This window comes from Herbaspirillum sp. 3R11, assembly GCF_004563925.1.
Classification (GTDB): domain Bacteria; phylum Pseudomonadota; class Gammaproteobacteria; order Burkholderiales; family Burkholderiaceae_D; genus Herbaspirillum.
This window is the reverse complement of record NZ_SPNJ01000006.1, coordinates 116,411-139,414: the sequence shown is the minus strand read 5'-3', so window position 1 is coordinate 139,414 and position 23,004 is coordinate 116,411. Positions and strand designations below refer to the sequence as shown.

The 23,004-nt window shown below is 59.5% G+C and carries 20 protein-coding genes; 3 read left to right on the top strand and 17 right to left on the bottom strand.

The features are described from left to right. Positions 1-44: 44 nt before the first annotated feature. Entirely contained in the window at positions 45-1,886 is a 1,842-nt protein-coding gene (locus E4P32_RS22720) for an ABC transporter ATP-binding protein (protein WP_116436180.1), read from the top strand. A 56-nt stretch (positions 1,887-1,942) separates the two neighbouring features. On the opposite strand, the gene E4P32_RS24335 is transcribed toward E4P32_RS22720, so the two are convergent. Further along, on the bottom strand, positions 1,943-2,635 hold the full coding sequence (locus tag E4P32_RS24335) for a nuclear transport factor 2 family protein (protein WP_233526748.1): 693 nt from the start codon (positions 2,633-2,635) through the stop codon (positions 1,943-1,945). 14 nt (positions 2,636-2,649) lie between these two features. Here E4P32_RS24335 and E4P32_RS22710 point away from each other — a divergent pair, with 14 nt between their 5' ends. Then, a complete protein-coding gene (locus E4P32_RS22710) occupies positions 2,650-3,621 on the top strand; it encodes a GlxA family transcriptional regulator (RefSeq protein ID WP_116436178.1) in 972 nt (323 codons plus the stop codon). Positions 3,622-3,633: 12 nt separating this feature from the next. On the opposite strand, the gene E4P32_RS22705 is transcribed toward E4P32_RS22710, so the two are convergent. The 16 genes from E4P32_RS22705 to E4P32_RS22630 form a co-directional block, all read right to left on the bottom strand. Beyond that, positions 3,634-4,038 carry a tautomerase gene (locus E4P32_RS22705; protein WP_116436177.1) on the bottom strand — a complete coding sequence of 135 codons (405 nt, stop codon included), beginning with the start codon at positions 4,036-4,038 and terminating at the stop codon, positions 3,634-3,636. A gap of 56 nt (positions 4,039-4,094) precedes the next feature. Beyond that, a complete protein-coding gene (locus E4P32_RS22700) occupies positions 4,095-5,003 on the bottom strand; it encodes a ParB/RepB/Spo0J family partition protein (RefSeq protein WP_116436176.1) in 909 nt (302 codons plus the stop codon). 60 nt (positions 5,004-5,063) lie between these two features. Continuing rightward, entirely contained in the window at positions 5,064-5,834 is a 771-nt protein-coding gene (locus tag E4P32_RS22695) for an AAA family ATPase (RefSeq protein ID WP_116436175.1), read from the bottom strand. A gap of 71 nt (positions 5,835-5,905) precedes the next feature. Then, complete coding sequence (gene leuE, locus E4P32_RS22690; RefSeq protein WP_116436174.1) at positions 5,906-6,538, bottom strand: leucine efflux protein LeuE; 633 nt, start codon at positions 6,536-6,538, stop codon at positions 5,906-5,908. A gap of 30 nt (positions 6,539-6,568) precedes the next feature. Then, the gene (locus E4P32_RS22685) at positions 6,569-7,126 is read right to left on the bottom strand and encodes a lipocalin family protein (protein ID WP_116436173.1); all 558 of its coding nucleotides are present in this window, start codon (positions 7,124-7,126) and stop codon (positions 6,569-6,571) included. Then, positions 7,127-7,795 (bottom strand): 16S rRNA (guanine(527)-N(7))-methyltransferase RsmG, encoded by a 669-nt coding sequence (gene rsmG, locus E4P32_RS22680; RefSeq protein ID WP_116436172.1) that lies wholly within the window; start codon positions 7,793-7,795, stop codon positions 7,127-7,129. A 5-nt stretch (positions 7,796-7,800) separates the two neighbouring features. Next, positions 7,801-9,738 (bottom strand): tRNA uridine-5-carboxymethylaminomethyl(34) synthesis enzyme MnmG, encoded by a 1,938-nt coding sequence (gene mnmG, locus E4P32_RS22675; RefSeq protein WP_116436171.1) that lies wholly within the window; start codon positions 9,736-9,738, stop codon positions 7,801-7,803. A gap of 261 nt (positions 9,739-9,999) precedes the next feature. After that, positions 10,000-10,773 (bottom strand): TSUP family transporter, encoded by a 774-nt coding sequence (locus E4P32_RS22670; RefSeq protein ID WP_116436170.1) that lies wholly within the window; start codon positions 10,771-10,773, stop codon positions 10,000-10,002. 218 nt (positions 10,774-10,991) lie between these two features. After that, entirely contained in the window at positions 10,992-12,995 is a 2,004-nt protein-coding gene (locus tag E4P32_RS22665; RefSeq protein WP_116436169.1) for an ATP-dependent helicase, read from the bottom strand. Between the two features lie 163 nt (positions 12,996-13,158). After that, complete coding sequence (locus tag E4P32_RS22660; RefSeq protein ID WP_233526747.1) at positions 13,159-14,163, bottom strand: branched-chain amino acid ABC transporter permease; 1,005 nt, start codon at positions 14,161-14,163, stop codon at positions 13,159-13,161. A 10-nt stretch (positions 14,164-14,173) separates the two neighbouring features. Beyond that, positions 14,174-15,058, bottom strand: a complete 885-nt coding sequence (locus tag E4P32_RS22655) for a branched-chain amino acid ABC transporter permease (RefSeq protein ID WP_116436168.1) — start codon at positions 15,056-15,058, stop codon at positions 14,174-14,176. A 160-nt stretch (positions 15,059-15,218) separates the two neighbouring features. Next, positions 15,219-16,430 (bottom strand): ABC transporter substrate-binding protein, encoded by a 1,212-nt coding sequence (locus E4P32_RS22650; protein ID WP_116436167.1) that lies wholly within the window; start codon positions 16,428-16,430, stop codon positions 15,219-15,221. A 208-nt stretch (positions 16,431-16,638) separates the two neighbouring features. Beyond that, positions 16,639-17,394, bottom strand: coding sequence for an ABC transporter ATP-binding protein (locus E4P32_RS22645; RefSeq protein ID WP_116436166.1), 756 nt, complete (start codon positions 17,392-17,394; stop codon positions 16,639-16,641). 1 nt (position 17,395) lies between these two features. Then, positions 17,396-18,166 carry an ABC transporter ATP-binding protein gene (locus tag E4P32_RS22640; protein ID WP_116436165.1) on the bottom strand — a complete coding sequence of 257 codons (771 nt, stop codon included), beginning with the start codon at positions 18,164-18,166 and terminating at the stop codon, positions 17,396-17,398. A 223-nt stretch (positions 18,167-18,389) separates the two neighbouring features. Continuing rightward, complete coding sequence (locus tag E4P32_RS22635; protein ID WP_116436164.1) at positions 18,390-20,024, bottom strand: GMC family oxidoreductase; 1,635 nt, start codon at positions 20,022-20,024, stop codon at positions 18,390-18,392. Positions 20,025-20,099: 75 nt separating this feature from the next. Next, positions 20,100-21,617: a CoA-acylating methylmalonate-semialdehyde dehydrogenase gene (locus tag E4P32_RS22630; RefSeq protein ID WP_116436163.1), complete on the bottom strand. Its 1,518-nt coding sequence runs from the start codon at positions 21,615-21,617 to the stop codon at positions 20,100-20,102. 191 nt (positions 21,618-21,808) lie between these two features. Here E4P32_RS22630 and E4P32_RS22625 point away from each other — a divergent pair, with 191 nt between their 5' ends. Next, positions 21,809-22,690 (top strand): LysR family transcriptional regulator, encoded by an 882-nt coding sequence (locus E4P32_RS22625; protein WP_116436162.1) that lies wholly within the window; start codon positions 21,809-21,811, stop codon positions 22,688-22,690. Positions 22,691-23,004: the final 314 nt, after the last annotated feature.

Below are 23,004 nucleotides of genomic sequence, written 5' to 3'. Positions count from 1 at the left end.
CAAGAAATGCGCACCGGTCCACCCGGCGACACTCTGGAGATTGCATGCTTGCCTGGTTTGAAAAACTGGTTCACCCCTACCCCGACAACGTCATCAAGCCGCCGCCGCGCGGCTTCACCGCCTTCATCTGGGCCTGTACCAAAGGCTTGCGCCGCTACATCCTGGCGATGACCACGTTGACCGCGATCATCGGCGCATTCGAAGCGCTGCTGTTCGCAATGATGGGCCGCATCGTCGACTGGCTCAGCCATATCGCGCCGGCACAATTGTGGACGCAGGAACGTGGCAGCCTGATCTGGCTGGCGGTGGTGCTGGCCGGCAGTCCGCTGCTGATTGCATTGCAGACCTTCTTCAAGCACCAGACGCTGGCGGGCGCATTCCCGATGATGCTGCGCTGGAAATTCCATCGCCTGATGCTTAACCAGAGCATGAGCTTCTACCAGGACGAATTCGCCGGCCGCGTCGCCGCCAAGGTCATGCAGACCGCGCTCGCGGTGCGCGACGTGTGCATGATCATGGGCGACATCCTGGTGTTCGTGATGATCTACTTCGTCACCATGGCGGCGGTGGTCGGCGGCTTCGACCTGTGGATGCTGGCGCCCTTCTTCGGCTGGCTGGTGCTGTACATGGCGGCGCTGCGCTACTTCGTGCCGCGCCTGTCGAAGGTGGCGCGCAACCAGGCCGATGCGCGCTCGCTGATGACCGGACGTATCACCGATGCCTACACCAACATCGCCACCGTCAAGCTGTTCTCGCATGCGGGTCGCGAAGCCGGTTATGCACGCAGCGCGATGCAGGATTTTCTGCTGACGGTGAATCGCCAGATGCGCCTGGTCAGCGGTTTTGAAATCGTCAATCACTCGCTCAACATGGTACTGATCCTGTCGACTGCAGGCGTGGCGCTGTGGCTATGGACGCAGGGCCAGCTCGGCATCGGCGCGGTCGCCGCAGCCACCGCCATGGCGCTGCGCCTGAACGGCATAGCTCATTGGGTGATGTGGGAAATGGCGGCACTGTTCGAACACGTCGGCACCGTGCAGGACGGCATCAACACGCTGTCGCGCGCGCATGATGTGAAGGACTTGCCGGACGCGCAACCGCTGGATGTCAAACGCGGTGAACTGGTCTTCGAGAACGTCAGCTTCGCCTACGGCGCCACCGGCCCGGACGCGCGCCAGGTGATCGACCAGCTCAACCTGAACATCCGTCCCGGTGAAAAGATCGGCCTGGTCGGCCGTTCAGGCGCCGGCAAGTCGACCATCGTCAACCTGTTGCTGCGTTTCTATGACGTCGAACAAGGCCGCGTGCTGATCGACGGCCAGGACATCGCGCACGTCACGCAGGACAGCCTGCGCGCACAAGTCGGCATGGTCACGCAAGATACCTCGCTGCTGCATCGCTCGGTGCGCGACAACATCCTGTACGGCCGTCCCGACGCCGGCGACGACGACATGATCGCCGCTGCACATCGCGCCGAAGCACACGACTTCATCGGCAACCTGGCCGATGCACATGGTCGTCGCGGCTACGACGCCCACGTCGGCGAACGCGGCGTGAAGCTGTCCGGCGGTCAGCGCCAGCGCATCGCGATTGCGCGCGTGATGCTCAAGGATGCACCGATCCTGTTGCTGGACGAAGCCACCAGCGCGCTCGATTCGGAAGTGGAAGCGGCAATCCAGGAAAGCCTGTATCGCCTCATGGAAGGCAAGACCGTGGTCGCCATCGCCCACCGCCTGTCGACCATCGCGGCGATGGACCGCCTGATCGTGCTCGACCAGGGCCGCATCGTCGAGCAAGGCAGTCACCAGGAACTGCTGGCGCACAACGGTTTGTATGCGCGCCTGTGGTCGCATCAGAGTGGCGGCTTCCTCGGAGAGGAAGCGTAGTAATAGTGCATTCCGGCGCTGCAAATTTTGCGCGGCGCCGGAATGCAGATCTTCTTTTACTTTCCACCCGCCAGCGTTTCGGCGCGATGGAAAAGCTTGGCGACGATGGTCCATTTGCCGTCCACCTTGAGCAGGTTCAGGTAGTCCTCCATGATGTTGTCGAACAGGCGCAGGCGCACCTTGGCCAGCGCCATTTCCGGCGACAGCACATCGATCATCAGAATCTGATCGGCACGCGCAAAGCCGCGCGACTGCGGCGATTCGCGCCCCTGCACCATCTTGCGATACTCGTCGAACGGACGCACGACGACAACGCCGTCCTGTGCCGAATACAAGACGCAGCCGCGATGGAAGACACGATCAAATTGTTCAATGTCCTGGCTCTGCAGGACGTCGAAGTACTCTTTCAAAAAACTCTGGATTTCTGCTACCGGCATAGTGTTTCCTTTGATGATGGATGGCCCTCCCATCTGCCGCTGCGTGCCGGTATTTTTTCTTTTCTGCGATCTTCTCTGCTGCGGCGAGACGCCATTATGCAGACGACAGGCCGCTAGCCAAAACGGAAAATAGTCACATCGCTTGCGAGCATTCCTCATATCGCAGGATGTCGATGCCAGCTTCGCAAAACGATCAGGAGCAGTGGCGGTCATCAAGCAGCCGGTCTTCGAAAAATGCACCGGGCCTGTGATCAGGAAGACGGCGTCACCACATTGCCAAGACGGCGCTATGATGGCGGCTATCGTTTCCACTGCCCATTGCTGCCATGCCTACTGTCGCCCTGCTGGTGTTTCCCGGAGTCCAGGCGCTCGATGTCTCGGGTCCGCTCGACGTATTCGCCGAGGCCAACCGTTTCTTGCCGCCGCAACAGCACTACCACCTCAGCGTGATCGGCAGCACGCACGAACCCATCGTCTGTTCCAACCGCATGCAGATCGTGCCGCACCTGCACTACCGCGAAGCGCATGAAAACTACGACTTGCTGCTCGCGGCCGGCGGTCCCGGCTTGCCGCAGCAGGAGCGCGACGCAGCGCTGAGCGATTGGCTGGCCGATGCCGCCCAACGGGCAGGACGTCACGGCTCGATCTGCAACGGCGCATTTTTACTGGCGCACGCCGGCCTGCTTGACGGCAAGCGCGTGACGACGCATTGGAATGACGCCGCTGCATTGGCGCGTGATTTCCCCGAGGTCGAAGTCGACGCCGATCGCATCTACCTGCGCGACGGCAAGCTGGTGACGTCGGCGGGCGTGACTGCCGGCATTGACCTGTCGCTGGCGTTGCTGGCCGAAGACGCCGGCCAGGAAGTCGCGCTCAACGTGGCCAAGCGGCTGGTGGTGTTCATGCAGCGCAGCGGCGGACAATCGCAGTTCAGTCCTTACCTCACGCCGTATGCGGAAGAAACCTCATTGGTCGGCCAGGTGCAGCATTACGTGCGCGAACATCTGCAGGAAAAACTCAGTGTCGACGTATTGGCCGCGGTGGTGTCGAGCAGCCCGCGCAACTTCGCGCGCGTGTTCGCACGCGATGCGCGCATGACGCCGGCGGAGTTCATCGAAAGTGCGCGCGTCGATGCAGCGCGCGTGATATTGGAAAGTTCGGCGGCGCCGTTGAAGACGGTCGCTTATCGCTGCGGCTTCCGCGACGCCAGTCACATGCGCGTGGTGTTCCAGCGCCGGCTCGGCATCAGTGCGCAACAGTATCGGGATAATTTTTCTGCGGGTGCAGCGGCACCGTAAGCAAGGCGGTAATCAGCTATCCGGCGCGGCTTCACCGGCGGACCATTCAGGACTGTAGCCGCCCAGGGTCGGGTGGTACATTTCATCGCCGCTGTGCTGGGTGAATTCGACGTTGAGCCGGTCTTCGCGCAAGCCCAGCACGTCGATGCAATCGCGGCACAAGGCCTTGGCGACTTCCATGCGCAACTCCGGCGTGCGGCCGCGGCGAATGTCGCACATCAGCACCGAGACCGGTTCCACTTCGCCGCCGTCAACCGTGCGCCAGACACTGCCTGCGCCGCACTCGCGGATGACGATGCTGATGCGGCGGATATCCACGGTCATCATGTCGGCATAGGTTTGCGCCATGCGCGTGGCGAGCTGCTTCTTTTTCTCCGCCGGATAACTGTCGTTGACGTCGAGTTGCAGGTAAGGCATGGCGCATCCCTTTCATTGCAGCGGTAACTGCATTAGCAGTTGCCGAAACTTGCGGTTTACTGCTCGACCGCTTCGCCGCGCAAGCGTGCGATCACGCCGTCGAGCGCATCAAGGTCCGAGAAATTGATGACCAGCTGGCCGCGATTCTTGGCGCCGGTCTTGATCGACACTTGCGTAGCCAGGATGTCGGACAGTTCTTCTTCCAGGCGTGTGATGTCGCGTGATTTTTCCTTGCCGCCATCGCGTGGCTTGTTCGATGCCGCTTGCTCGGCGGTGGTGCGCACCACCAGCTTTTCGGCTTCGCGCACCGACATGCGCTTGGCGACGATCTGGTTCGCCAGCGTGATCTGCGTGGCGGAATCCACCGCCAGCAAAGCACGCGCATGACCCATGTCGATATCGCCGGCCATCAGCATGGTCTGCACCGGCTTGGCCAGGTTCAGCAAACGCAACAGGTTCGACACCGCGCTGCGCGAACGGCCGACCGCGACCGCGGCCTGCTCATGCGTGAAGTTGAAGTCGGTGATCAGGCGATGGATGCCCTGCGCTTCTTCCAGTGGATTGAGATCCTCGCGCTGCATGTTTTCGATCAGCGCCATCGCGGCGGTGGTCTGGTCGTCGACGTTCTTCACCAGCACAGGCACTTCGGTCAGGCCGGCGATCTTGGCGGCGCGGAAGCGGCGTTCGCCGGCGATGATTTCGTAGATGTCCTTGCCGTTCTTCTGGCCGATGGCGCGGATCAGGATCGGTTGCAACAGACCCTGTTCCTTGATCGAGGCGGCCAGCTCATTAAGCGCGCCCTCATCCATGCGGCTGCGCGGCTGGTACTTGCCGGCCTGCAGTTCCGTGACCGCCATCACCGATGGCGAACCCGCAACGACCGGTTCGTCTTCGGTGATGTCGGAAGATCCGCCGAGCAATGCGTCGAGACCGCGGCCGAGGCCTTTTGATTTTTTGGTTGCCATCTTTTACCTGCCTGTTTCTGAAATGCTGATTACTGAAATTGTTTATATCGTTTATAACGATCAGAGTGTCTTGATGCGTTCGACCATCTCGGCGCCGAAAGCGATATACGCTTGCGCGCCCTTCGACGCCGCATCGAAGTTCACACCCGGCATGCCGTACGACGGCGCTTCGGCCAGGCGCACGTTGCGCGGGATCACGGTCTTGAATACCTTGTCGCCGAAATGCTGTTCAAGCTGGTCGGACACTTGCTGCGACAGCGTCATGCGCGGATCGAACATCACGCGCAGCAAGCCGATGATCTTGAGATCCGGGTTGAGCTTGGCATGCACTTTCTTGATGGTGTTGACGAGGTCGGACAGGCCTTCCAGCGCATAGTATTCGCACTGCATAGGGATCACCACGCCGTGCGCCGAGCACAGGCCGTTGAGAGTCAGCAGCGACAGCGCCGGCGGGCAATCGATGAGGATGAAATCGTAGTCGTCGGCGACGGCGGCGAAGGCATCCTTGAGGCGCTTCTCGCGGTTCTCGAGCTCGACCATTTCGACTTCGGCGCCGGCCAGTTCGCGGTTGGCCGGCAGCACGTCGAAGTTGCCGCTTTCGGAACGCTTGCGCACGCTCTTGATGTCGGCCATGCCGAGCAGCACTTCATAGATCGAGCCTTTCAACTCGGCCTTGTTGATGCCGGAACCCATGGTGGCATTGCCCTGCGGATCGAGGTCGACGAGCAGCACGCGCTGATTGTGCTGTGCCAGGCCGGCAGCGAGATTGACTGCTGTGGTGGTTTTGCCGACACCGCCTTTTTGATTCGCAACGCAAAAGATTTTAGCCATAGGTTTTTCTAGTTAATGTTCCGTCGGGATTACAGTGAATCGTTGGTCGTCGAGTTTGTCGTCGATACAGCTTAGTGCGTACTCAGCTTGATGCCGAAGCCGATCAGGAAAACGCCGGCCGCGCGTGACGCCAGCGTGGCGATCTTGCGGTTGCGCGCCAGCCGTTTTGCGGCGGCGTTGCCGGCCAGGACCAGCAGACTGCCATAGATCAGCGTGCAGGTGCAAATCACCGCGCCCATGGTCAGAAATGTAACGGCGCCCTGTTGCGTGGCCGGGTCGATGAACAGCGGGAAGAACGCCATGTAGAACACGATGGCTTTCGGATTCATCAGCGTGACGAAAAAGCCGCGGCGAAAATCTGCCATGTTCGAAAACGGCACAACTGAGGATCCGCCCTCTTCCTTCGCAAACAGCAAACGCGCGCCGAGGTAAGCGAGGTAGGCCGCGCCCAGGTATTGCATGCCCTTGAACAGCAAAGGATTGGCGTGCAACAGCGCCGCCACGCCGATCGCCGCCAGGAACATCAGCACGATGTCGCCCAGCATCAGCCCGGCGATTGCCGCAAAGCCGCCGCGCAAGCCGTGCTTGGCCGAGCAGGTCAGCACGCAGAAGGTGCCGGGACCGGGCAGCATCAGGAATACCACCGTCGCGGCAATCAGTTGCCAGACATCGGTAATGCCGATCATGTGAAACAGTGCTTGCATGGCGTCTCCTCGGAATGAATTGTCTTGGATTTATTCTTGCGGCGTCTTGACCAGCTTCGAGGTGTCGAAGCCCTGCTTGGTGGCGTTGTTGACGGCAGCTTCATATTCCGCGGTCGACAGCGCCGGCTTGCGCGCCAGGATCCACAGGTAATCGCGCGACGGCGTGCCGACGGTGGCGACCGAGTAGTCGGCGTCCAGGTCGATCACCCAGTAGTCGCCCCACACCAACGGAAACCACGCCAGCCAGGCCGGCGCAAAACGCACCTGCAATTTGGCGTTGTGGCTGCCGTCGATCACGCGCGCCAGACCGTCGGCCTGGTCGAGCACGCCGCCGTCGACCTTGCAGCGGTTGGTGACGTCGATGTCGCCATCGCTGCGCGCACGATATTCGGCGGTCACGTTGCTGATGCATTTCTTCTGGAAGCTGTTGGGGAAGCGCGCGATCTCATACCATTTGCCGACGTAGCGCTTCAGGTCGACTGACGGTACGGTGACGACTTCCTGCGCCTGCAACGGTGCTGTCGCCGACAAGAGTGCAGCGGCAACGGCGAATGCCGATAATGCGCGAATAACTGGCAGGTGCTTCATTCAGGACCTTTCGATAAAGATCAGATGACGTTCCGCATCGAGTCCAGGCACGTTCAGGGCCTGGGTCTTTTCCACTTTCCATCCATCCGGCAGGCGCGCGATTTCTTCCTGCGGCATCACGCCCTTCATGGCGATGTAGCGACCGCCGGGTTGCAACAGATGATTCGACCAGTTGATGAAGTCGTTGAGTTCCGCAAAGGCGCGTGACGTGATGACGTCGAATTGTTGCTCAACTTGCAACTGTTCGACGCGCGCCGTATACACCGAAACATTGCTCAATTGCAACTCCGCCTTGGCCTGCGTGAGGAATGCAGTCTTCTTGTGCACCGTATCGATCATCGATACCTTCATTCCTGGACGCGCTTCAGCTGCCCAAATTGCCAGCACGATACCCGGCAAACCGCCGCCGGCGCCGACGTCCAGCACATTGTCGGCTTGCGCAAAGGCGGAGACGGCGGCCAACGAATCGAGCAGGTGATGCGTCATCATCTGCGCCGGATCGCGTACCGCAGTCAGGTTATAGGTGCGGTTCCACTTGGCCATCAGGGCCAGGTAGGCCAACAGCTTCTGGTGCTGGCCGGCGCTCAACGCCAAGCCGAGCGCTTCGGCGCCGGCGCTGAGGGTGTCGGCCAATTGCAGGTCGGTAGGCGTGGTGGTCGTCGTGTTCAAGATGCTCAGGCCGCTTCGTTGTGGTTGGCGGATGCTTCCGCGACGTTCTTCAGGCCGCCTTTTTTCAGGTGGACCAGCAACAGGGACAAGGCTGCCGGCGTCACGCCGGAAATGCGCGAGGCCTGGCCCAGGGTTTCCGGCTTGTGCTTGTTGAGCTTCTGGCGCACTTCGATCGACAGCGCCTGGACTTCCATGTAGTCGAGGTCAGCCGGAAGCTTCAGGCTTTCATTGTGTTCCTGACGGCCGATTTCCTTGGCCTGGCGGTCGATGTAGCCGGCGTACTTGATCTGGATCTCAATTTGTTCGCGCACCGGATCGTCGCTGACGCCCGGACCCGCGAGCGCCTGGCCGTCAACACCGGCCAGCGTCATCAGGCTGTCGTAACTCACGTTCGGGCGGCGCAGCAGATCGAACAGGCTGTATTCGTGCTCGATGGCTTTGCCCAGCACGCGCTCGGCTTCGGCTTCGGCGAGGATGCGGGGATTGACCCAGGTAGATTTCAGGCGCTCCATTTCACGTGCAACGGCTTCGCGCTTTTTCTCGAACATTTCCCATTGGGCGTCGCCCACGCAACCGAGCTGGCGGCCGATTTCGGTCAGGCGCAGGTCGGCGTTGTCTTCACGCAAGCTCAGGCGATACTCGGCGCGGCTGGTGAACATGCGGTAAGGCTCGAGCACGCCCTGGGTAATCAGGTCGTCGACCAGCACGCCGAGGTAAGCCTCGTCGCGACGCGGTGTCCAGGAGTCGCGGCCCTGTGTTTGCAGTGCGGCGTTGAGGCCGGCCAGCATGCCTTGGGCTGCCGCTTCTTCGTAACCGGTGGTGCCGTTGATCTGGCCGGCGAAGAACAGACCCTGGATTTGCCGGGTTTCCAGCGAGGACTTGAGGCCGCGCGGGTCGAAGTAGTCGTACTCGATGGCGTAGCCCGGACGCAGGATGTGGGCGTTTTCCATGCCGCGCATCGAGCGCACCAGCGCCAGCTGGACGTCGAACGGCAAGCTGGTGGAGATACCGTTGGGGTAGAACTCGTTGGTCGTCAGGCCTTCCGGCTCCAGGTAGATCTGGTGCGAATCCTTGCCGGCGAAGCGGTGGATCTTGTCTTCAATCGACGGGCAATAGCGCGGGCCGACGCCTTCGATCACGCCGGTGTACATCGGGCTGCGGTCGAGACCGGCGCGAATGATGTCGTGGGTCTGGGTATTGGTATGGGTAATCCAGCACGGCATCTGTGCCGGATGCATGCCGACATTGCCCATGACCGAGAAGACCGGGATCGGATCGAGGTCGCCCGGCTGCTCTTCCAGCACCGAAAAATCGATGCTGCGGCCATCGATGCGCGGCGGCGTGCCGGTTTTCAGGCGGCCTTGCGGCAGCTTGAGTTCTTTCAGGCGTGCCGACAGCGAGATCGCCGGTGGGTCGCCGGCACGACCCGCGGAGTAATTATTGAGACCGACATGAATCTTCCCATCGAGGAAAGTACCGGCAGTCAGCACCACCGCCCTGCCCGCAAAGCGGATCCCGGCCTGGGTCACGGCGCCGATCACGCGGTCGCCTTCGACGATCAGGTCATCCACCGCCTGCTGGAATAGCCACAGGTTGGGCTGGTTTTCCAGGCGCGAGCGGATCGCCTGCTTGTACAGGATGCGGTCGGCTTGGGCGCGCGTAGCGCGTACGGCCGGGCCCTTGGACGAATTCAGGATACGGAATTGGATACCCGCCTCGTCCGTCGCAATCGCCATCGCCCCGCCCATGGCGTCGACTTCCTTGACCAGGTGGCCCTTGCCGATGCCGCCGATGGAAGGATTGCACGACATCTGACCAAGGGTCTCGATGTTGTGAGTCAGCAGCAAAGTCGTTTGCCCCATGCGGGCGGATGCCAAAGCAGCCTCGGTTCCGGCGTGACCGCCGCCGACGACAATGACATCAAAGTGTGTGGGAAATAGCATAATGCGCCTCGTGGAGACGGTGAACAGAGGCGAGATTATAAAGTCTTTTTGGACAGGTATCAGGGCCTACCCCTGTTATTCCCTTTTTATTCACGCTTTTTGTTTCACGTGAAACAATTAGAGATCGGATTGGCATGCGCTGGACATAGACCAACTTGCGACGGACAAATAAAAAGGGAAGCCTTCGCTTCCCTTTCTAACTACACCGATATCCTCCGGCGATTGTTCCACGTGAAACAATCGTCGAAATCTATGTAGTCCTCATTTCAAGAATGCATCGTAGCCGGTCTTCAAAATCAGCGCGCTCACCACGAACAGGAAAAGTTTGCGGACAAAACTGCTGCCATGCTTCATCGCCAGGCGGGTACCGACCAAAGAACCGCCGATATTGAACACCGCCATCAGCAGCCCCAATTGCCAGATCACGTGGCCGCTGTACGAGAACCACACCAGCGCCGCCAGATTGGTCGCGATGTTCACTACCTTGGACACCGCCGACGCGCGCAGGAAATCGTAGCCGAAGATGCGCACGAAGAGGAACACGAAGAAGCTGCCGGTGCCCGGTCCGAACAAGCCGTCGTAGAACCCTACCCCGGCACCGACCAGAATGGCGTAGAGTCTTTCCTTGCCGCCGGACAACAGCGGTGCATGGTGCTGGCCGAAATCCTTCTTCTTCAGTGTATAGATCGCCACCGCCAGCAAGATAAACGGCAAAGCCTTGCGCATCAACTCGGTCGGCACATGGGTAACCAGGTAGGCGCCGCAAAAGGACAGCGCAAATGCCGCCAACGCCGCAGGCGCCGCTGCCGCCCAATGAATGCGGACCTTGCGGGCGAAATTGATCGCAGCCGCACTGGTGCCCATGACGCCCGCCACCTTGTTGGTGCCGAGCAGCGTGGCCGGCGCAACGTTGGGAAAGACCGAGAACAAGGTCGGGATCAGCACCAGGCCGCCGCCACCGACCACCGCATCCACCAGGCCGGCGACGAATGCGCCGATACAGAGAATCACATAATTGGAAAAGAGATCAGGCATGGAGATCTGCCTGCGTGGAGATACAGCGCGGGGAAAACAACGACATGGGAGGCTTTCGCAAAACGGGAGAAGGGAAATAACTTGTCGAGGCGGCACAGACAAGTGCACGTGGAGCAAGCCGGCAGCACTGTCAGAGCGACAAGCATTTTACTCCTGCGCCCCGCGCTTCTCCACTCCTATCAGATACAGGTATCCGACACCGTGCGCAGCGAACGACTTTACTTGCGCACGCGATCCATCAGGACGCTACGTTGCCCCGCATGTTCTTCATCGGGTTCAAACAGGGACAGGCTGGAGATGGCCCGCGTCATCGCCACATAAAAATGGCGCACCTCTTCGGCGATATCCCGCAAGCGAGGGAATTCATGCTGCTGCAGATAAGGCACCAGCACATGCGGCCACTGCCGCCCTTTCGCTGCCTGGATGGTTGTCAGCGTCAATTGCCGACGCGACTGGATGGCGTTCCGATTCTTGCTTACCTTTTGCTGGCGCAGGTGCAACTCGGCGAGGAAGTCCGCCGCATTCATTTCCGGGTGACGTGTCGCAAAGGCGATGAAGGTCTGGATCGACTTGGCCGCCGACGTCGCACGGCTGCGATTGATGAAGGCACGGCTGGTGGCGTCGACCAATGACAGCTGACGATTGGCGAAGTTGAGCAACTCCGCCGCGCTGCTCCCCTTGTTCAGCTTTTGCAATTCTTCCACGACATCGGTGAAGCGCTGCTTCCAGCGCAGCGTCATGTCGTCGTCTGTATCGCGCGGTTTGCAGAGTACCGCTTCGAAAAAATCCTTGAGCGCGTTCGGCTGCTCGGCAATCATCCGTTGCGCTTCCTCGAACCAGGTGCCTTCGGCAAAATAGCCACGCTCCCAGTCTTCGGACGACTCCCCTACCGGCAAATACAGGGAGAATCCCATGACCATGCGCTTGATGCTTTCCTTATCGCCTTGCAGTGTCGCGAACGAGTTGCCGGCCATATGCAGCAGACCGCGCAGCATCAGGATTTCGGGACGGTGGAGGTAAGACTCGATGTCGTCGCAGTAATACGGAATGTTCTGATCGAGCAGCAGGTTTTCGATCTCGATGGTCTGGTCCGGCTCGCGCACGATGATCGCGATGTCGGAGTAACGTGTGTCGGCCCGCGCCTTCACCAGGGCTTGCACCTGCTGGGTCACTTTCGCGGCGCAATCTCCGGACAGGGTCGGGTCGTAAGTCAGGCGCTTGATTTCGGTGTACAGATCTTCATGCGAGGCGCATTTGCGCGCCGTCAGGCGCTGCGCCAGCTTGGACAGTGAAGACCCGAACCGATAGGATTTCCCCAACGGCAGATACTGCGCATTCGGGAACGCCATCTCAAAACCGGCGGTGGAATAGACAATATCGGCGCCACGCGCAGAGTTGATAATTTGATAACGATCACCGACTGCGACCAGATTGTTTCCTCGAAGCAACAACTGCAACAAGCGAAATTCCGCCGCATTGATGTCGTGCCATTCGTCGATCAGATACAAGCCCTTGACCGGCAGGATCTCCAGTGCGGACGGATGATTGCTCAGCAGCTCAACCAGGTCCGGCACCAGATCGGCGGCGCTGCGCCATTTGTACTCGCCGGGATAAGTTTGCCGTTGCCGCTCATAGGCGATGCCGATTTCAACGGCTTCGATCTGCGTGCCGAACTGTGTCGCAAGTTGATCGAGGTCGTCATAATCCAGCTCCTCGTCATGGAAGCGATGCGAGGCCAGACTCGCCTTGAAGCGATACAGCAGCGAGAACATTTCCTCGGCGTTGGCGCTGTTTTTTTCGAATGAAAAATCGAAGCCGTTGTCGATTCGCCCTGCTCTTCCTTCGTAGCGCGCCAACACGCTATTGGCAGCGGCGACCAGATGCGGGCGCAGCTCTTCATCCGACGCATAGTAACGCGTCTTTTCCAGCGTCAACGCTTCGCCCAGCTGCGCCAGGCACTCGCGCGCATACGCTTCCACCGTATTCAACGGCACCGGCCTGGTGACGCCCTCCTCGTACAGCTTTTCGCGGAAGCGCTTGTTTGCGCCTTCCGAGAAACACAGGCATTGAATCTGATGCGCACCCATTCCCCTCGTCAGGGCCTGCTTCACCAGCATCGCCAGCGTAGTGGTCTTGCCCGAGCCGGCAACCGCCTCGATCATGACGATCTGGGCGTGACACTTCAAAATCTCAATCTGCTCGTCGGTCTGGGGCACTGCCATTCAATTCTCCGGGATACGCTTGTCTGCATCATTGCGCGTGGCGACACTGTACAAGCAAACCGGCCGCCGTCAAATGAAAACTGCCGCCGGACAGCTGAGCTGTGCGGCGGCAGTTGCCAGGTTCGCTGTGATGAGCGAATCAGTGCATCAGTGCATCAGTGCATCAATGCGATGTGCTTGCCGAACGTTTGTTGAACAGGTTCAGGATCTCACCCACGATACCGCGACGGAAGGCCAGCACGCAGACGATGAAGATGAAGCCCGTCACGATCGTCACCGAATCGCCCAGCGTATTGAACCACTCGATGTGCGTCACGGTAGCCAGCCAGTTGCCGATGTCGCCCAGCTTGTTCTCCAGCATGATGATGATCACCGCGCCGACGATAGGACCGACGATCGTGCCCAGGCCGCCGACCAGCGTCATCAGCACCACCAGGCCCGACATGCTCCAGTGCACGTCGGTCAGCGTTTCGAAGCCCAGGATCAGCGCCTTGGTCGAACCAGCCAGACCGGTCAGCGCCGCCGACAGCACAAACGCCAGCAGTTTGTAGCGGTCGACGTCGTAGCCCAGCGAGATGGCGCGCGGCTCGTTTTCCTTGATCGCCTTAAGCACCTGGCCGAACGGCGAATGGATGGTGCGCACGATCAGGGCGAAACCGGCAATCGCGATCGCCAGCACGACGTAGTACAGAGTCATGTCGCTGGACAGATCGATGAAGCCGAGCAGCTTGCCGCGCGGGATGCCTTGCAGGCCATCTTCGCCGCCGGTGAACGGCGCTTGCAACGCAACGAAGAACAGCATCTGCGCCAGCGCCAGCGTGATCATGGTGAAGTAGATCCCCTGGCGGCGAATCGCCAGCAAGCCCATCACCAGGCCGATCAGCGCGCCCGTCAGGGTGCCCAGGATCAGGCCGATTTCAGTCGGCACGCCCCAGGCCTTGATCGCCTGACCGGCAACGTAACCGGCGCCGCCGAAGAAGGCCGCATGGCCGAACGACAGCAGGCCGGTGTAGCCGATCAGCAGATTGAAGGCGCACGCGAACAGCGCGAAGCACAGCATCTTCATCAGGAACACCGGATACAGGCCGAACGGCGCCAGCAACGCCAGGATCAGCAGCGCGCCGTAAAAAAGTTTCTTGCTCAATGGGTTGTTCATCGCATTAGTCATGTTGGTCGCCTTATTTCTCTTTACCGAACAGACCGGCCGGACGAATCATCAGCACGATGGCCATGATGATGAACACCACGGTTGCCGACAGTTCCGGATAAAACACGCGGGTCAGGCCTTCTATCACGCCCAGGCCGAGGCCGGTGACGATGGAGCCGAGAATCGAACCCATGCCGCCGATCACCACCACCGCGAACACCACGATGATCAGGTTGGAGCCCATCAGCGGCGACACCTGGATCACCGGCGCCGCCAGCACGCCGGCAAATGCCGCCAGCGCCACGCCGAAGCCGTAGGTCAGGGTAACCATCAGCGGCACATTGATGCCGAAGGCTTCCACCAGTTTCGGGTTCTCGGTGCCGGCGCGCAGGTAGGCGCCCAGACGGGTCTTTTCGATCACAAACCAGGTCGAGAAGCACACCACCACCGACGCCAGCACAACCCAGGCGCGGTAATTCGGCAAGACCATGAAGCCCAGATTGGTCGCGCCTTGCAGTGCGTCAGGCACCGAGTAAGGCTGGCCGGAGACGCCGTAGATCGAGCGGAAGATGCCTTCCACCATCAGCGTGATGCCGAAGGTCAGCAGCAGACCGTACAGATGGTCCAGCTTGTAGAGCCAGCGCAGCATGGTCTTTTCGATCACGATGCCGAATGCGCCGACGATGAGCGGCGCCAGAATCAGCATCGCCCAGTAATTGATATTGAAATAGCTCAAGCCTATCCATGCCGCGAACGCGCCGAGCATGTAAAGGGTGCCGTGTGCAAAGTTGATCACGTTGAGCAGGCCGAAGATGACCGCCAGTCCCAGCGACAGCATCGCGTAGAACGAACCGTTCACGAGGCCCAGCAGCAGCTGGCTCAACAAGGCTTGCAGGGGTATGCCGAATAATTCCATAGAAACTCATTCATTCCGATTGACCGGATGCCGTGCGGCGAACCGCGCGTTTCCGGTTTATCAAATACAACAAGAAAAATCTGTCATCCCCGATTCTTCAACAGAAATCAGAAATGACAGATCCTTTTGGTGCGTTGATTGCCCGTCGATTACCGGCGGATTATTTCCAGGCCGAGCACTTGGATTCAGCCTTGGTAGTCCAGGCTTGTTCCGCAGGGATGGTCTGGACCAGCTTGTAGTAGTCCCATGGATACTTGGACTCGGCCGGTGTCTTGACCTGGTACAGATACATGTCATGGACCACGCGGCCATCGGCGCGCAGGTAGCCATTCTTCTGGAACACGTCGTTGAACTTGGTCTTGCGCAGTTGCGCCATGACCTTGTCGGCGTCATCCGAACCGGCGGCCTTCACCGCTTGCAGGTACTGCAGCGCGGAAGAGTAGTCGGCGGCTTGCAGGCTCGACGGCATCTTCTTTTGCTTTTCGAAGTAGCGCTTGGCGAACTTGCGGGTCTCGTCGTTGGTGTCCCAGTACCAGCTGTCGGTCAGGTACATGCCCTGGGTCAGCTTCGGCGTCAGCGAGTGCACGTCGTTGATGAACACCAGCAGGCCGGCCAGCTTGGCGGTCTTGGTGATGCCGAACTCGTTGGCTGCCTTCACCGAATTGATGAAGTCGCCGCCGGCGTTGGCCAGGCCGATGATCTGCGCCTTGGAAGTCTGTGCCTGCAGCAGGAAGGACGAGAAGTCGGATGCGCCCAGCGGATGCTTGACCGAACCCACGACCGTGCCGCCGGATGCCTTGACGACGTTGCTGGTGTCGGACTCCAGCGAGTGACCGAACGCGTAGTCAGCGGTCAGGAAGAACCAGCTCTTGCCGCCTTGCTTGACGACTGCCGAACCGGTGCCCTTGGCCAGCGCGACGGTGTCGTAGGCGTAGTGGACGGTGTACGGCGAGCATTCTTCATTGGTCAGGCGGGCCGAGCCGGCGCCGTTTTCGATGAAGACCTTTTTCTTTTCGTTGGCGACTTTGGCCATTGCCAGCGCGGTGCCGGAGTTGGTGCCGCCGATCAGGACGTCAACGCCCTGCTGGTCGAACCATTCGCGCGACTTGCTGGCGGCGACGTCAGCCTTGTTCTGGTGATCGGCAACAACCAGTTCGATTTTCTTGCCGTTGATCGAGCCGCCCATGTCGGCGATCGCGAACTTGATCGCTTCTGCGCCGCCCTGGCCGTCGATGTCCGAATAGACGCCGGAGATGTCGGTGATGAAACCGATCTTGATCACGTCTCCGGAAATTTGCGCCGAAGCCGGTGCCGCGAATGCGAACGCTGCTGCCGCGGTCGACACGGCGAGTGACATTGCCTTTAACTTCATTTCCATCTCCTTTTGTTATAACGCCAGTGATGCTGGTAACGTTTGTGATACGTGCGTAATGCCGATTTTCACGAACAGGCGCATGAATGATCACGCGACCGCCCTGCACACCATGATCCGTAAACCATGGTGCATTCTTTTTATGACTGCTTTGTTAATTCAGAATAATGATGCGACAGCTTGAACCGCTTGATTAGCGAAACCTCGCTTATACGCCCAGCAGCTCATTGAGCTTCTGCGTCTTCGACTCGAGTTCCGAAGAAGCGAACGACTCGACGATCTGGCCGTGTTCCATCACATAGAAACGATCAGCCAGCGGCGCTGCAAAGCGGAAGTTCTGTTCCACCATCACAATCGTGTAACCCTTGGCCTTGAGCATCAGGATCATGCGCGCGAGCGCCTGCACGATCACCGGCGCCAGGCCTTCGGAAATCTCATCGAGCAGCAACAGGCGTGCGCCCGTGCGCAGGATGCGCGCCACCGCCAGCATCTGCTGTTCACCGCCGGACAAACGGGTGCCCTGGCTGTTGCGGCGTTCCTTGAGGTTCGGGAACATGTCGTAGATCTCGTCGATCGACATGCCCTTGTCGGTCTTCGACACGAACGGCGGCAGCATCAGATTCTCTTCCGCCGACAGCGACGAAAAGATGCCGCGCTCTTCCGGGCAATAACCGACGCCCTGATGCGCGATCTTGTAGGTCGGCATGGCGATGGTTTCATTGCCGTTGATCTTGATCGAGCCCTTGCGTGCGCCCACCAGACCCATGATGGAACGCAAGGTGGTGGTGCGGCCGGCGCCGTTGCGGCCCAGCAGCGTGACCACTTCACCCTTGTTCACCGACAGGTTGACGTTGTGCAGGATGTGCGATTCGCCGTACCAGGATTGCAGGTCGGAAATCTCCAGTGCCGGAGTTCCACCAACTGCGGATGTGGCGCCGCCTTGTTGCAATGTCGCGGTGCTCATATCAGTGTGCTCCTTCCAGCGCGCCGGCGGTGGTGCCCATATAGGCTTCCATCACTTGCGGATTCTTCGATACCTGGTCATACGTGCCTTCAGCCAGCACGGCGCCGCGCTGCAACACGCTGATGCGGTCGCAGATGCCAGCGATGACGTTCATGTTGTGTTCCACCATCAGGATGGTGCGGCCGACCGAGACCTTCTTGATCAGCGCAGTCACGCGATCGACGTCTTCGTGGCCCATGCCCTGGGTCGGTTCATCCAGCAGCATCAATTCGGGTTCCATCGCCAGCGTCGTGGCGATTTCCAACGCACGCTTGCGGCCGTACGGCAAATCGACCGTCAGCGTATCGGCGAAACTGGTCAGGTCGACTTCGTCGAGCAAGGCCATGGCGCGGTCATTGAGTTGCTTCAGGCTGTCGCTGCTCTTCCAGAAATGGAAGGACGTGCCGAGCGTGCGCTGCAAACCGATGCGCACATTCTCCATCACGCTCAGGTGCGGAAACACCGCCGAAATCTGGAACGAACGGATAATGCCCTGGCGCGCAATCTGCGCCGGTGCTTCCATCGTGATGTCGCGGCCATTAAAAAGGATCTGGCCCGAGGTCGGCACCAGGAATTTGGTCAGCAGATTGAAGCACGTCGTCTTGCCGGCGCCGTTCGGGCCGATCAGCGCATGGATGTGGCCGCGCTCGACTTGCAGGTTGACTTTGCTTACCGCTGTAAAACCCTTGAATTCCTTCGTCAGGTTTTTTGTCTCCAGAATGACATCTGTCATAGTGTCTCTTCTCATTCTTCCCATGAATACCCCGCGTGTGTCCGCAGGGCCGCCTTGTGTAAATCGCTACGCTTCTGGCGCCGCAATCTGAGCCTGTGAGGCTCTCGTGCGAGAGTCTTATTTTTTTAATATCTGGCGCATAGTAGCCGAGTCGTACCATTACTACAATACGTATAAGTACCGTATTGGAGAAAGGTCGAAATTTTTATTTTCGGCGCAACTTTCAAGGCGTTCCGCGACGTGCTGCGCGGATCAATTGTGCTGCCTTTTCGGCAATCATCAGGGTCGGAGAGTTGGTATTACCGGATGTGATGGTAGGCATCACGGAAGCGTCTACCACCCGCAGTCCGGCCACGCCGCGCACGCGCAACTGGCTGTCCACAACGGCTTGCGCGTCATCGGCGCGGCCCATCTTGCAGGTGCCGACCGGATGGAAAATCGTCGTGCCGATTTCACCGGCCGCCTTGTATAACTCTTCCTCAGACTGGTATTCCACACCAGGCTTGCATTCGTCGGGTTGGTACTTTCGCAACGCCGGCGCCGAAACAATTTTCCGGGTCAGTTTGAGCGAGTCGGCGGCGACCTTGCGATCGGCTTCCGTGCTCAGGTAATTGAGCGTGATTTTTGGTGCCAAAGCACCGTCGTTGCTACCCAGGCGTATATGTCCGCGCGATGTCGGACGCAGGTTGCACACACTGGCGGTGAAAGCCGGGAAAGGATGCAGCGGGTCGCCGAATTTTTCCAGCGACAGAGGTTGCACGTGGTACTCGAGATTGGCGCTGCTCTGCGACGCATCGGATTTGGCGAACACGCCCAGCTGCGACGGCGCCATCGACATCGGGCCGCTCTGGAACATGGCGTACTGTACGCCGATCATCATCTTGCCGTACCAGTTGCCGGCCATCATGTTGAGTGTCTTCACGCCCTTCACTTTGAACGCCATGCGAATCTGCAGATGGTCCTGCAGATTTTCGCCGACGCCGGCGAGGTCCTTCACCACCGGAATCTGATGCTGCTGCAGCAAGCCGGCCGAACCGATGCCGGACAATTGCAGGATATGCGGCGAACCCACCGCGCCGGCGGCGAGGATGGTTTCGCTTGTCGATTCGGCGTACCACTCGCTGCCGCCGCCGGTGAATTCGACGCCGACGCAGACCGGGCCGTTTTCGGTTTGCTCAATGCGCAGACGCTTGACGTGCGAGCCGGTCATGACGTCGAGATTGCCTTTTTTCATGGCCGGTTTCAAGAACGCTTTCGACGCATTCCAGCGGATGCCGCGTTTTTGATTGACGTCGAAATAAGAGCTGCCCTCGTTGTCGCCGCGGTTGAAATCGTCGATCTTGGGAATGCCGGTTTCCGCCGCCGCATCGCGGAAGGCGTCGAGGATTTCCCACGACAGCCGTTGCTTCTCGACGCGCCATTCACCGCCGGCGCCGTGGAATTCATCGGCGCCCTTGTAATGGTCTTCACTCTTTCTGAACAGCGGCAGCACCTGGTCCCAGCGCCAGCTGTCATCACCACTCAGCTGCGCCCATTCGTTGTAGTCACGTTCCTGGCCGCGCATGTAGATCATGCCGTTGATCGACGAGCAGCCGCCCAGCACTTTGCCGCGCGGATAAATCAGGCTGCGTCCGTTGAGGCCGACGTCGGCTTCGGTACGGTACAGCCAGTCGGTGCGCGGATTGTTGATGCAATACAGGTAACCGACAGGAATATGGATCCACAGGTAATCATCCTTGGCGCCCGCCTCGATCAGCAACACCTTGATGTCGCGATCCCTGCTCAGGCGATTGGCCAGCACGCAACCAGCCGTGCCGCCACCGACGATGATGTAATCGTATTTACCTGCTGACTCCATATACCTGTCTCCGTTATTTTTGTCGATTGTGGTGCGGCGAACTTACTGCAAACTTGCTGCAGACTTATGCTGCAATTACTTCGCCACCGGCATCGTGAATTCCGCGCCCTTGCCGATAGTAGCCGACCAGCGCTGCATGATGGACTTATATCGGGTATAGAACTTGATGCCCTCTTCGCCGTAGGCATGCGTGTCGCCAAACAGCGAACGCTTCCAGCCGCCGAAGGAATGCCAGGCCATCGGCACCGGAATCGGCACGTTGATGCCGACCATGCCAACCTGGATGCGGCGCGAGAACTCATGCGCGGTATTGCCGTCGGCGGTGAACAGCGAGACGCCGTTGCCGTATTCATGCGCATTGATCAGGCGCACCGCTTCGGCGAAATCAGGCACGCGCACCACGCACAGCACCGGTCCGAAAATTTCTTCCTTGTAGATCTTCATATCCGGCGTGACGTTGTCGAACAAGGTGCCGCCGACGTAGAAACCGTTTTCATGACCCGGGACCTTGATGCCGCGACCGTCGACCAACAGCTTGGCGCCGGCATTGACGCCGTCATCGATGTAGCCTTCCACCTTGGCCTTGTGCGCCGCCGTGACCAGCGGACCCATTTCGGCGTCGGCTTCCATGCCGTTCTTGATCTTCAAGGCCTTCACGCGCGGAATCAGCGCTTCCACCAGCTTGTCGGCCACGCTGCCGACCGCCACCGCCACCGAAATCGCCATGCAGCGTTCGCCGGCCGAACCGTAGGCCGCACCGATCAACGCATCGACCGCCTGCTCCAGATTGGCATCCGGCATCACCACCAGGTGATTCTTGGCGCCGCCCAGCGCTTGTGCACGCAGCGGGAAAGTACCGGCGCGCTTGGTCGCTTCGCTGTAGATGTATTCGGCGATCGGCGTCGAACCGACGAAGGAAATCGCCTGCACATCCGGATGCTGCAGCAGTGCATCGACTGCCACCTTGTCGCCCTGCACCACGTTGAACACGCCGTCCGGCAAACCGGCGCGCTTGAACAGGTCGGCCATCATCAGCGATGGCGTCGGATCGCGTTCGGACGGCTTGAGGATGAAGCTGTTGCCGGTGGCGATCGCCATCGGCGCCATCCACAGCGGCACCATCACCGGGAAGTTGAACGGCGTGATGCCGGCCGTGACGCCCAGCGGCTGGCGCAGGTTCCAGTTGTCGATGCCGCCGCCGATGTTGTCGGTGAACTGGGTCTTCAGCAATTGCGGCACGCCACAGGCGAACTCGACAATTTCCAGGCCGCGCGTGACTTCGCCCTTGGCATCCGAAAACACCTTGCCGTGTTCGCGCGTGATCGCCGCAGCCAGGTCGTCATGATGCTGCTCGATCAGCTCCTTGAACTTGAACAGCACGCGGGCGCGCTTCAACGGCGCAGTCTCGGCCCAGGCCGGCGCAGCGGCGCTGGCGGAGGCCACTGCGGCATTGACTTCCGCCGTCGAGGCCAATACGACCTGCCCCGACACTTCACCGGTCGCCGGGTTGAAGACGTCCTGCTGGCGTCCGCTTTCGGACGGCGAAATACGGCCGTTGATGTAATGCTGGATCGTGGATGGTGCGGCAGTCATAAGTGTCCCTTTGGTATGAAGTGATGTCAGATCGTAAAAAATGGCGTATTTATCTTGTTTTGAGAGAATATCGCGTGGATTCAAAGGAATCCAATCAGTTATTATCAACAGCAATATAAAAATAACTGATAAACCTGCTCGGTCCGTGATTGACTGCCGACCGTCTATTTTTCTTTTCCACGCATTTAGCCATGGATTTCACGCAGTTACGCGCTTTTATCGCCGTCGCCGAGGAAGGCAACCTCACGCGCGCCGCCGACCGGCTCCATGTCACCCAGCCGGCCGTCAGCCTGCAGATCAAGTTGCTGCAGGAACGGCTCAATCTGCAATTGTTCGTGCGCACCAGCGCCGGCATGCGGCTGACCAACGAGGGCAGCAAGCTGCTGCCGGTAGCCGAGCGGGTGCTCAACACCCTGCAGGAATTCCACCAGCACGCCGACGCCCTGCACACCAGCGCGGGCACCCTGAGCGGTACCTTGTCGCTGGGCACCATACTCGATCCCGAATTCATCCGCCTCGGCGCCTTCCTCAAGCTGCTGGTCGAGCGTTATCCGCAATTGTCCACACGTCTTCAACACCATATGTCTGGCTCGGTGCTGCAATTGCTGAAAAGCGGCGAACTCGACGTCGGCTTCTTCCTCGGAACGCCCGGCAAGGGCTTCCACAGCCTCACCCTGACGCCGTTCACCTATAACGTCATCGCCCCCGCCGGTTGGAAGAACCGCGTCGCCGGCAAGGGCTGGAAGGAGCTGGCGCAGCTTCCCTGGATCTGGACGCCGCCGGAGTCCGCACATCACCGTCTGCTGAACCGGGTTTTCATGCAATACAAGCTGACGCCCAATACCGTCGCGCTGGTCGATCAGGAATCCTCGATGCTGGACCTGGTGAAATCAGGCGTCGGCCTGTCGCTGGCCCGCGAGTCGATTGCGCTGAACCAGGCGCATGCGCACGGGCTGGTGATCGCGGATGCCGTGGACCTGTCGACCGAGCTGTCTTTCATTGCGCTGGAGAAACGCAAGAACGAACCTGCGATCAGCGCCGTATTCGCTTTGCTGCAGAACGTCTGGAGCTAATTTCCACGTCGTTTCCTGAAAGGAATTTTTTTTGAGTTTTTCGGAAATGACGTGATTTGGTTTTTAAATTAATAGTTTATATATATAAATAGTAGTAGTAGTTAACGCAGGTGCTTTTCTGTGGATAACTCAGTAAACCTGTATCGAATCATCGACTTGCGAAATTCATAAGTGCTTGGCAAGTCTTGTATGACAAAAGAACAGATGGTGGATAGAAATCGGTGCTGTGCAAAACTATTGAGCTACCCCCAATCCGCACAGGAGATATCCAGAGACTTATCCACAGATGGTCTGAAAATCGCTGTTTTTCTTGG